This window comes from Pseudoalteromonas shioyasakiensis, from assembly GCF_019134595.1.
Taxonomy (GTDB): domain Bacteria; phylum Pseudomonadota; class Gammaproteobacteria; order Enterobacterales; family Alteromonadaceae; genus Pseudoalteromonas; species Pseudoalteromonas shioyasakiensis_A.
Genome location: NZ_CP077770.1, coordinates 512,638 through 524,664 on the forward strand (window position 1 = coordinate 512,638; position 12,027 = coordinate 524,664).

Annotated in this window: 8 protein-coding genes; 7 read left to right on the plus strand and 1 reads right to left on the minus strand. The window is 43.0% G+C overall.

Going from position 1 to position 12,027, the window contains the following annotated elements; genetic code table 11:
- Positions 1-149: 149 nt before the first annotated feature.
- The 3 genes from KQP93_RS02500 to KQP93_RS02510 all read left to right on the plus strand — a co-directional run bounded on the left by KQP93_RS02500 (position 150) and on the right by KQP93_RS02510 (position 5,642).
- Positions 150-392, plus strand: a complete 243-nt coding sequence (locus tag KQP93_RS02500; RefSeq protein WP_217875691.1) for a YdcH family protein — start codon at positions 150-152, stop codon at positions 390-392.
- 185 nt (positions 393-577) lie between these two features.
- Entirely contained in the window at positions 578-2,824 is a 2,247-nt protein-coding gene (locus KQP93_RS02505) for a S46 family peptidase (protein WP_217875692.1), read from the plus strand.
- A 139-nt stretch (positions 2,825-2,963) separates the two neighbouring features.
- A complete protein-coding gene (locus KQP93_RS02510) occupies positions 2,964-5,642 on the plus strand; it encodes a M14 family metallopeptidase (protein WP_217875693.1) in 2,679 nt (892 codons plus the stop codon).
- A 150-nt stretch (positions 5,643-5,792) separates the two neighbouring features.
- Here the strand turns inward: KQP93_RS02510 and KQP93_RS02515 are convergent, their stop codons facing one another.
- Positions 5,793-7,253 (minus strand): Gfo/Idh/MocA family protein, encoded by a 1,461-nt coding sequence (locus KQP93_RS02515; protein ID WP_217875694.1) that lies wholly within the window; start codon positions 7,251-7,253, stop codon positions 5,793-5,795.
- A 274-nt stretch (positions 7,254-7,527) separates the two neighbouring features.
- On the opposite strand from KQP93_RS02515, the gene KQP93_RS02520 reads away from it, so the two are divergent.
- Genes KQP93_RS02520 through nagA form a run of 4 tightly spaced genes read left to right on the plus strand, consistent with a single transcriptional unit; the run spans position 7,528 to position 12,016 of the window.
- Positions 7,528-8,793 carry a D-tagatose-bisphosphate aldolase, class II, non-catalytic subunit gene (locus KQP93_RS02520; protein ID WP_217875695.1) on the plus strand — a complete coding sequence of 422 codons (1,266 nt, stop codon included), beginning with the start codon at positions 7,528-7,530 and terminating at the stop codon, positions 8,791-8,793.
- 23 nt (positions 8,794-8,816) lie between these two features.
- Positions 8,817-9,935: an SIS domain-containing protein gene (locus KQP93_RS02525; protein ID WP_217875696.1), complete on the plus strand. Its 1,119-nt coding sequence runs from the start codon at positions 8,817-8,819 to the stop codon at positions 9,933-9,935.
- 16 nt (positions 9,936-9,951) lie between these two features.
- Positions 9,952-10,875, plus strand: coding sequence for an ROK family protein (locus KQP93_RS02530; protein ID WP_217875697.1), 924 nt, complete (start codon positions 9,952-9,954; stop codon positions 10,873-10,875).
- Positions 10,853-12,016 carry an N-acetylglucosamine-6-phosphate deacetylase gene (nagA, locus tag KQP93_RS02535; protein ID WP_217875698.1) on the plus strand — a complete coding sequence of 388 codons (1,164 nt, stop codon included), beginning with the start codon at positions 10,853-10,855 and terminating at the stop codon, positions 12,014-12,016. Before KQP93_RS02530 ends, nagA begins: the two co-directional genes overlap by 23 nt.
- Positions 12,017-12,027 lie beyond the last annotated feature (11 nt).

Consider the following 12,027-nt stretch of genomic DNA (forward strand, 5'->3'; position numbering starts at 1 on the left):
GGGACTAAACCATAGGAATATTTCTAGTTTAACCCCTATATTTTCTGAATCGTTGTGATTATTGATCTCGGACAAGGTTACTGCGTTGACTCTGTTTGTTGCAGTGGTACAGTGAAATTGAACTTAAATTCTAGCTAAAGGAGTTGCCCATGCTAGGCGAAAAACACTCGTTATTGAATGAATTCCCTGAGTTTAATGAATTAATCCATAGCCTCGCGAAACACGATGCTCACTTCAAGAAAACTATGCAGCGTTACGATGATATGGATAAAGAAATTCGCTCTCTTGAGTTACAAGACTCTCCAATCGAAGACACAGAAATGCATGAAAAGAAGCATCAACGCGCCGTGCTAAAAGATGAGCTTTATGACTTTTTAAAAGCCAATGCTTAATAAATGAATCGAAGCTAATGCTCCTGCTAACTGCATTCTTACGGTAGGAGCTTTTTCTCCACTCTATTTTTACTCTCCAATCGTATTTAATCGCAATATCCCTTTACTCAATCAAGGTTATGGTAGTCTTAGCGCGATTTTTTAAGGCAACAATGGAATAGTGCTTTGCACTGACTGGGATTAACATGATTAAAAAAAATATTATTACTACTTCATTAGCACTCATGGGTGTTGTCGCTGTAGGTAGCGCACACGCTGATGAAGGGCAGTGGCAACCGCATCAATTAAAACAATTACAAAGCGAGTTTGACCGCGTTGGTATCGAATTACCGGCTTCACAAGTGGCAGATCTCAACCAATACCCACTCAATGCAGTGGTTGGTTTAGGCTATTGTTCAGCGTCATTTGTGTCACCAAAAGGCTTAGCTGTAACTAATCATCACTGTGCTTATGGCGCGATTCAAAATAACAGTACACCAGAAAATAACTTAATTGAAAAAGGCTTCTTAGCAGCTGACTTATCAAAAGAGCTACCAGCAGGCCCGCAAGAGCGTTTGTACGTAACAGAACAAGTGGATGATGTTACTGAGCGCGTGCTGGGTAACTTACCAGCAGACCTACATGGCAAAGAGCGTTATGAAGCGATTCAAGCAAACCGCAAAGCCTTGATCAGTGAGTGTGAGTCAGATCCTAACTACCGTTGTACGGTACGTGATTTCCACCATGGCTTAGAGTACTTCATGATCAAACAATTGATGATCAAAGATGTGCGCTTAGTGTATGCCCCGGCAGAAGCGCTAGGTAACTTTGGTGGTGACATCGATAACTTTGAATACCCACGTCACACGGCCGATTTTACCTTTGTACGTGGTTACGTTGGTAAAGATGGTAAACCTGCAGATTACAGCGAAGATAACGTACCTTATGAGCCAAAATCTTTCTTAAAAGTGAATGCGAGCGGCGTAAGCTTAGGTGATGGCGTGCTGGTGGCAGGTTACCCAGGTCGCACTAGCCGCTATAAGCTTGCAGATGAAGTAAATTATTCTGCGAGTTGGTATTACCCGACATTGCTTAATACTTACAACATGACTCTTGATGTGATTGCCAAGCAGAGCGAAGGCGATGAGCAAGCACAAGTTAAATATGCCTCTCGTGTGAAAAGCACTAACAACCGCTTAAAGAAACTTGAAGGCTTACAAGATGGCTTTAGAGTAACGGATATTCCGGGTATTAAAGCTGCGCAAGAACAAGAGTACTTAGCTTGGTTTGCACAAAGTGCTGAACGAAAAGCTTACGCAGATTCATATCATGCATTGAAAGCATTGTTAGTTGAAGCACATGCTCAGCAACAAAGTCACTTTTACTTTGATTATGCAAAACGCGCAGACTTACTAAGCACGGCGATTCGTTTATACCGCTTAGCTAAAGAAAGCGAAAAGCCAAATGCAGAGCGCGAAATGGGTTATCAAGAGCGCGATCTTCCTATGCTTAAAGCGCGTTTAGAGCGTTTACAAAAACAGTTTACGCCTGACGTCGATAAAGCCTTATGGTTAAGCTTTTTAGGTAACTATTTAGCGCAAGATAAAGCAGCGCAAGTTGCGGCATTAAACGACGGCTTAGGTATTACAGATACCACTACACAAGCTGAGCTTGATGCGATTATTGCTTCTTTTTATGCTAATACAGAGCTTACAGATGTAGAAGCACGTGTTAACTGGATTGGTAAATCTGTCGCAGAGTTTGAAGCATCAAACGATCCATTCATAAAGTTAGCTGTTGCTCTATACGATACCAACATGGCACAAGAAGCTGATAAAAAAGAAATGGCGGGTCGCTTAGCAGAAATTCGCCCGCAGTATATGCAAGCCGTGATCGCTTTCAATAATGCTAAAGGTAAGCCAGTTTACCCAGATGCAAATGGCACACTACGCGTAAGCTATGCACAAGTTGATGGTTACCCAGCGGCAGATGCTGTTTATAAAACACCTTTTACATCACTACGTGGTTTAGTGGCTAAACACACAGGTGAAAAACCATTTGTTGTTACCGATAAAGTACTTGAAGCTTACAAAAAGCAAGCGTTTGGCGCGTACTATCGCGGTGACTTAGGTTTGCCTGGCGTAAGCTGTAGTTTATTCAGCTTTGGTTGTGAGCCACAAGCGGCTAAACCTCTTGAAGTTAACTCAGTACCAGTCAACTTTTTAAGTAGCGCTGATACCACTGGTGGTAACTCAGGTTCGCCAGTCATGAATGGTAAAGGTGAATTGGTGGGTCTTAATTTTGACTCGACTTATGAATCAATCACCAAAGATTGGTACTTTAACGCCAAAATTACCCGTGCTATTCACGTTGATATTCGATACATGCTTTGGTTAATGGAAGAAGTTGATAACGCAGGTTACCTACTTGATGAAATGACCCTAGTTAAATAGCTCCGCTATGTTAATAATAACCGCAGCAATCGCTGCGGTTTTTTTATGTCTTTAATTTTTGCCAATCTAACGTTTTTAATTTGTTTATTTTCAATACTTTTGTAATGTACAAAGCAGATACTTTTACTTGGGAAAAATAATGAGCGCCAAACAAATAATAAAAGCCATTTCAGTCAGTGTTGTGGCAATAACGGCAAGCTTTAATGCCAGAGCAACGAATACCGAAGCAATGTGGCCGGGCACGGCTTATAATCAGCAAATACCAACATTTAAACAAGTACTTGGATACGATGTAGGTGAGCGCATTACCAATTACAACGATATGCGTCGTTATCTTAGCGCCCTTGAACAAGCTGCGCCTGATCGTATTAAGGTGTTTAAGTACGCAAACAGCTGGGAAGGTCGTGAACTGGTTTATGCGGTGGTTGGCACAGCGGAGCATATTCGCTCATTAGCAACCCTCGCCAATAACACCCAAGCTTTGGCTGATCCGCGTATTACCTCTGAAAAAGAAGCTAAGTCGCTAATTAAAAATTTACCTACGTCTGTGTGGCTTCAGTATGCAGTGCACGGTAATGAAATTAGCTCAACCGATGCTGCATTATTTACTGCATATCACTTATTAGCAGCCCCTAATGATGCCGTTAACAGCAAAATTTTAGATAACACAGTGGTGTTTATCGACCCACTACAAAATCCTGATGGCCGTGAGCGTTTTGTTACTCGTTATTATGCGACCGTAGGTCTTGAGCACAGTGCAGATAGGTTAAGTGCAGATCATAATGAGCCATGGCCAAGAGGCCGAACAAATCATTATTTGTTTGATATGAACCGTGATTGGTTAGCGCTTACTCAGCCTGAAAGTAAAGGCAGAGTGGCTGCAATCAATAAATATAAACCACAAGTGGTGGTTGATATTCATGAAATGGGCGGCGACCAATCTTACTACTTTGCACCGGCTGCTCAGCCATTTAATCCGCATATGACGAAAACCCAAATCGCTAATATGGATGCAATTGGTCAAAATCATGCGAAGTATTTTGATGAGTTTGGCTTTGATTACTTTACCCGTGAAATCTTTGATGCCTTTTATCCAGGTTACGGTGATAGCTGGCCAGTATTTTATGGTGCATCAGCATCAACTTACGAAGTAGGCTCTGCACGTGGCCACGTGTTTGAGAAAAATACCGGCGAGCTACTCACTTATTTTAATACTGTAAAACGTCAGTTTGTGGCCTCAATTTCGACTGCCGAAGGGGCTGCCAATCAGCGTGAAAAATTACTGGGTGATTTTTACCAATATCAAGTTGATGCAATTGATTCGGGTAAAGATAGCAAAGAGCGTGTTTATATCTTACCTAAGCAAAGTAACCGTGAAGGCGCTCATAGACTCGCAACCTTAATGGCTGAGCATGGTGTTGAAGTTAAACAAGCAACTGAAGACTTCAAAGCCTGTGGCGTTAAGTACAAAGCAGGTAGCTATTTTATTGATACTGCACAGCCACGCGGGGTATTTGTACGTACCTCATTTACAGACCAAGTAGATATGGCTGAAGCATTTGTAAAAGAGCAAGAAAGACGTCGTGCTCGTAACCTAGGTGATGAAATTTACGATGTCACAGGTTGGTCGCTGCCGATGATGTTTAATGTTGATAGCGATAGTTGTGGTCGCGCAGTTAGCGCAGATAGCAAAGCGGTTCAGGCCGACGACACATTGCTTGGTAAAGTGAATAATCCAGAAGCCTCAGTGGCTTATATTGTTGCTTGGGGTGATACGGCCGCAGCACGCTTTTTAACAGCAGCACTGCAAGCTGGCATTAAACTGAAAAGTGCTGACCAATCATTTGTATTAGGTGATAAAACTAACTACCCAGCGGGCAGCTTAGTAATCGAAAAGCGCCTAAACGATAAAGACTTACTGACTAAAATTAGCCAAATTGCCGAGCAAACTGGTGCAATTGTTGATGGTGTGGATTCAAGCTGGGTGATTGAAGGTCCAAGCTTTGGTAGTAACAAAACAGTGCCTATGGTTGCACCTAAAGTGGCGATTGCATGGGATGCAGCCACTCGTGAGCTAAGCGCCGGTAACACTCGTTTTGTTATCGAAAGACAGCTTGGCTACCCGGTAACCGCTATTCGCACACCAATGCTTGCTTGGGCTGATTTAAGTGATTACCAAGTGCTTATTTTACCAGAAGGTAATTACGAGCAAGCACTAGGTAAATCGGGTGCAGCTAATTTAAAAAGCTGGGTTGAAGCGGGTGGCGTATTGATTGCTTTAGGTAATGCTAACCGCTTTACCACTAATGCTGATTACGGTTTGTTAGATGTTAAACGCGAGCAAGCTTTCCGAGAAGATAAAGCAAGCAGCAGTGATGATAAAAGCAGTAAAGTGGCAGGGCAGTTATTCGCTTCTCGCGATGATTTAAAAGCAGCGAGCATTGAGCCACATACATCGCCAGACTATGTAGCTGGTGTACTTGCAAATGTTGAAGTAGACCAAGAGCATTGGTTAACCGCTGGGGTTGATAAAGACCTTGTTGCGGTAGCTTACGGTAATGATATTTACACGCCAATAAAACTGAACTCAGGTAAAAACTTAGCCTGGTTTACAGGTAAAGATGATGTGCTAGCAAGTGGTTATCTATGGCAGCAAAATAAAGCACAGCTTGCGTATAAGCCATTGCTTGTTCATCAACCGCAAGGCAAAGGCATGGTGATAGGCTTTACACAATCACCAACCTACCGTGCTTACCTTGAAGGCATGAATGTACTGTTAACTAACACGATTTTCCGTGCTGCAGCACATGCTCAGTAAGGTGAAAGCCTAATCAAAAAGCCCGCCGATGTTGCGGGCTTTTTTGTGGGCAAAGTTTTAAAGAGTAATGCTCTAAAGGGAGTGAGCAATAAAATAAAAAAGCCCGCAGGGCAAAGAGCGGGCTTTTGAGTGTTCCATGGAGAGGAAGTGTTAAGACACAATCCCTAGTGGCTCACCTGTTTGCCAAGCGCCACGGGTAAAGTCTGGAATCGTTTTGCTGTTACTTCTATCTGCAACCGATGCCATACTTTGCGGGAAGATTGATGACCATGCTGCGGCATCATATACATCTTGATCAAGAGGCTCATTATTGCGTAAGCAGTAGATCATGCGCCAAAGCATAATGAAGTCCATACCGCCGTGGCCACCGTTCTTGACCGCTTCTTCACCCATGCGTTTCCATAGTGGATGATCAAACTCAGCACGCCACTTTTCCATATCTTGATCCCAGCTATGGAAGTTTTGCATATGTGGCTTACGACCTTGTGAACCTGCTTTCTCCCATGCAGCGAGTTCTGCTTCATATTGTTGTTGGTAAATTTTCGCGATGGCTGGTGGCACATCTTCAAGAGCAATGCGATTAGGGAAGCCTGCAAATGTTCCATTAGTACCTTGAATTAGGTTATGGCGACTGTACGGGCGAGGGCTTGTGGTGTCGTGCTGAACCATAATGCTACGACCTTTCACTGTTTTAATAATGCTGGTGTTCATGTCGCCAGCAGTAAATTTCAGTGAACGACGTTCGTGGCCTGCAGGGAACTCACGTTCTGCGTAAGCTGCGCGACCAAGTGCAGGTGAGCTGACTGATGTAACAAAATCAAAGCGGTCACCACGGTTGATATTCATATACTGAGAAACCGGCCCTAAACCATGGGTTGGGTATAAGTTACCGTCTACTTTGGTATGCCAGTAAGTGCGCCAAGAGCCTGTGCTGCGGTCAATTTCTTTCATTTGCCAACGCAGGTCATGAATATAAGCGGCTTCACCATGTAGTAACTCGCCAAATATACCCTTACGAACCATGTTTAATACCATTAACTCGTCACGGCCGTAGTTAACGTTTTCCATCATCATACAGTTCTTTTGCGTGCGCTCTGCGGTATTTACTAGTTGCCAACACTCTTCCATCGAAGTTGCTGCAGGTACTTCAACAAAGGCATGTTTACCACTTTCCATGGTCTCAACACTCATCGGTGTATGCCATTTCCAAGGCGTTGAAATGATCACAATGTCGATGTCATTGCGAGCAAGCATGTCTAAATAGGCTTTATCAGAACCCGTATAAGCAGTTGGTTTAGGTAAGCCTTTTTCAACAACATAATTAACAGACTTATCTAGCATCAGCTGATCAGTGTCGCAAATAGCTTTAATTTCAACACCTTCAATATGGCAAAGGTGTTTTACATGGCCGCTACCACGTTGACCAACTCCAATAAAACCAACACGTACCACATCCATTGCTGGTACAGCTAAGCCCATTACGCTTTTACCTTGTGCTGCAAGTGGTGTGCTTTGATTATCACCTTGTTGGCTTTTCGCACAGCCAGTCACGACTGTCGCGGCGGTAATGGCTGCGGCAGATTTTAAAAAACTACGTCTATCTATTGTCATAACGATACCTAAATCACTGAGATTATTTTAATAGTGGGTTTCAGTTGTTTCTGTTATATCGCAACTCAAAGTCAATTACAATTAAATGCTTTCAAATTCTTTCGAAGTTTTAAGTTTTATCATTTTAATCCTTATTTAATACCGTGATTAGCGTGTTTTTAACTTATTTTGCTTCTTTCATTGCCTTTCGTTTTGTTGCGCAGCGTTTCGCGCTGTGCTAATGTAATTTCAAATCACGTATCTAACCATAGGCGTAAGCTGATTGGAGAAAACCATGAATGCATTAAAAACGATTATAAATAACAATCGAGTAGGGCAAGCGCAGGGTATTTATTCTGTGTGTTGTGCACACCCGCTCGTTATCGAAGCAGCAATGTTGCAAGCTCTCAATGATGACACCGAAATTTTAATTGAAGCTACGTCGAATCAAGTTAATCAGTTTGGTGGTTACACAGGGATGAAGCCCCATGACTTCGTTGAGTTTGTTCATGCAATAGCCGAGAAAGTAGGGTTAGATACCCAGCGCATTATTTTAGGTGGCGATCATTTAGGCCCAGTGTGTTGGGTAAATGAGCCTGCAGAGGTTGCGATGGCAAAAGCTGTTGACCTAGTAAAAGCCTATGCAAGCGCTGGTTTTAAGAAAATTCATTTAGATGCCAGTATGCCATGCGCTGACGATGGAAAACGTTTAGCTGATGCTGTAATTGCTGAGCGTGCAGCGTTGATGTGCCAAGCCGCTGAGTCGGTCTCAAAAGATAACGATATTCTGTATGTGGTGGGTACTGAGGTTCCTCCTCCGGGTGGCGCTACAGAAGAACATGAAATTATTGAGGTATCCCATGTTGAGGGCGTGCAGCAAACAATCGAATTACATCAGGCTGCATTTGCTAACTTAAACATAAGCGATGTCTGGTCGCGTGTTATTGCTGTTGTTGTGCAGCCGGGAGTTGAATTTGATAACCATCAAGTTTTTGATTACCAACGTAATGAAGCGCAAAAACTAAAAGAGTTTATCACCACTGTCGATAATCTTGTTTATGAAGCTCACTCTACCGACTATCAGCCAGATCATTGCTACCACGAGCTGGTGCAAGATCACTTTGCCATATTAAAAGTGGGTCCACAGCTTACTTATGCACTGCGCGAAGGGTTGTTCGCTTTATCATATATAGAAGATCAATTAGTCGAAGCTGCTAAGCGTTCTAACTTACGTGATGTGTGCGAGCGCATCATGCTTGAAAAGCCGCATTACTGGAATAAGTTTTACCCAACACAAGGCGCTGAAGCTAAGCTATTTAGAGCTTACAGTTATAGCGACCGTATTCGTTATTACTGGCCTGAAGATGAAATAAAACAAACGGTAGAAACACTGTTTGACAACTTAGAAGGGCAAATTATTCCACAGACTTTGCTTAGTCAGTTTATGCCAGCGCAATACAAAGCATTGATCAATGGCCAAATTAACTCATCACCGCGTGAGTTAGTACTCAATAAAATAATGGAAGTAACGAATACTTATTCGCTTGCTTGTAATCAATAAGTGGTGTTGAGAGAGAATTAATTATGACGCAGTATTTATCATTAAACGAAACAGAGCTTAAGCAGCAAAACGCATATTGGACAGCAAGAGAAATCTCTCAGCAGCCAGAGTCATGGTGCAATACCGCCGCTATTATTGAAACGCATCGAGCTGAAATAAACGCATTTTTAGCGCCAGTTTTGGCACTAAAAGGCCTACAAGTAGTATTAACGGGGGCTGGTACATCGGCTTATGTTGGCGAGGCTTTAGCACCACACTTAACAGCTAAAACAGAGTTAAATGTGCGCGCAATTAGCACTACCGACATTGTGTCTAACCCTCATGGTTTTTTACAAAAGCATACACCAACCTTACTTGTTTCTTATGCGCGTTCAGGTAATAGCCCTGAAAGTGTCGCAGCAGTCGATATCGCAGAGCAAGCTGTTGAAAAGTGCTTCCACTTAGTTATTACCTGTAATGAAAATGGTGAGTTAGCGAAAAGGGCGGCAGCTAAAAGAAACAGCTTTAGTGTACTTATGCCAAAAGAAACTCTTGATGAAAGCTTTGCTATGACCAGCAGTTTCACCTCAATGCTGCTTTCAACCTTATGTATTTTTACCCCTGATGTTAACCAGCTTGCACAAGTTGCCACGCAGACAGAGCAGTTGCTCGACACTCAACTTGCAGAGATTAAAGACTTTGCGCAAACTGACATTGAACGTTTGGTATTCTTAGGGGCAGGCTCGTTACTTGGCTATGCTAAAGAAGCGGCCTTAAAGTGCTTGGAGCTGACCAATGGTGATTTAATAAGTTACTTTGAAACTCCACTTGGCTTTCGTCATGGTCCTAAAACCATTATTAATGAGAAAACCGCAGTGTTGTTAATGGCCTCAAGTGATTTTTATAGTAGTCTGTATGATACTGATTTGCATAATGAACTATTAAATGACCAACAGTGTTTAGCGGTTAAAAAGCTGGCATTAAATACTGAACTGGTCGAGCTAGATGATGTTTGGCAAGGCTTGTATTATATTGTCTATTGTCAGATTTTTGCATTTTATAAATCAATGTCACTCGGTTTAACACCTGATAACCCTTGTCCTACGGGCGAAGTTAACCGTGTTGTAAAAGGGGTAACTATTTACCCATTAACTTCTCGCTAAGTAGTGTGGGTAAAGTATGGCTGTTTACGGACTCGATATTGGTGGTACAAAAATAGAGACCGCCATTTTTAATGACAATTTAGAGCAACAGCAAAGTTGGCGTATTACTACGCCAACAGATGACTATCAGCAATTTTTGCACGCAATTTATCAGCAAGTACTCAAAGCCGATGAGCTATCGGGTAGCCAAGGTGCGGTGGGCATCGGTATGCCAGGTATCGTGAATGATGCTGGTAAAGTGCTGTCGGCTAATGTGCCGTGTGCCACAGGCAAAGTGATTGCCAACGATCTTCAAGCATTATTAAAACGCCCTGTTGCGATATTAAATGACACCCGGTGTTTTGCCTTATCAGAAGCAAATGGCGGTGCCGGTGAAGGTTATAGCAGAGTATTCGGTGCCATTGTTGGCACGGGTGCGGCGGGTGGTATGTGCATTGATGGAACCTTGTTTAACCAAGGTTTGGGCATGTCAGGTGAGTACGGCCATTTACCACTGTCTGCGTATTTACAACAAAAATACCAGCTGCCGGTTTTAAAATGTGGCTGTGGTTTAAATGGCTGTGTCGAAAGTTATATTGCAGGGCCCGGTGTACAAACCTTGTATCAACATATTACGCAATCTCCTAAATCTGCGATTGAATGGGCTAACGATATCAAGCGCTCGGATGAGCAAGCCTTAAAGGTGCTAGCTTGTTACTTAGATATTCTTGGCGAAACCTTTGCTGCCATTAGTAAAAGTTTGCACCCAGAAGTTATCGTGCTGGGGGGCGGGTTGTCGCTCATTGATGCAATTGTAGAAAAGCTCCCTGACGCAATTCAAACTCATTTATTTTCAGGTTTTGCCGTGCCAGAAGTGAAGCGCGCAAAATTTGGTGATTCTAGCGGCGTAAGAGGCGCTGCAATAATAGGAAGTGTTCATGCTAATTCCAACGCATCTTAATCGTTATTACTTAAAAGCCGCAAAAGTTGTGACTGCTGATGCGGTTTTACTCGATCACGTGGTCTTGGTCGAGCAAGGTAAAATTACTGCAATTACCAAGCAAATAGCGCCCGAGATCGAGGTAATAGATTTAGGTGAGCACAGTTTATTTCCCGGCTTTATCGATTTGCATATTCATGGCCGGGAAGGCTGCGATATTATGGACGGCACCCCAGAATCACTAGAGACTATTTCTCGTTCTTTAGCAAAGCACGGCGTAACGGGTTTTGTTGGCACAACGGTGACCGCAGACTGGGACGTATCAATTCAAGCTTATAAAAATATGGCGAGTGCCTATCAAAAAGGCTTGGCTGGAGCGCAGTTGCTAGGGGCTTATAACGAAGGTTTATTCTTTGCCGAAGCACATAAGGGCGCGCATAACGAGTCATTTTTTTTAGAGCTTACTAAACAGCGATTTGATGAAATTTATGCCGCATGTGAAGGTTGCTTAAGCTCATTTGCGTTAGCGCCAGAACTACTTAAATCGCCCGACATGATCCGCTATATCACCGATAAAGGCGTGCGTGTGATGCTCGGCCATACAGATGCTAATTTTGAGCAAACAACACAAGCTCTTGCTCATGGTGCCTGCGGTGGTGTGCATATTTTTAATGGTATGCGCGGTATTCATCATCGTGATCCCGGTTGTACTGGTGCACTATTGATGGACAATGATGCCATGGTTGAGCTTATTCCTGATGGTATTCATTTGCACCCGAGCATCATGAACATGGTTTACCGTTTAAAAGGGGCAGATAAAATTGCTCTGATCACAGATTGCGTGAGCGCCGGAGGCTTACAAGATGGTCGCTACCGCTTAGGTGAGCTTCCTATTGTGGTTGAGCAAGGTGTTGCACGTACTGAGAGTGGCTCTTTAGCGGGCAGCACATTAACCATGGAAGTTGGCGTTGAGCGTTTCTATAACTTAACCGACGCAAGCCTAGTTGAAGCAACTAACATGGCCAGTTTAGTACCCGCTGAGTTTTTAAATAAAGCGGAGCAAATAGGTAGTATTGCGGTAGGTAAACAGGCTAATTTTGCCCTGCTCGATAAAGACTTTTCTGTTCAAGCAACGATTTGTGCGGGTAAGCAAATCTTTTAAAAGTTAAGTGA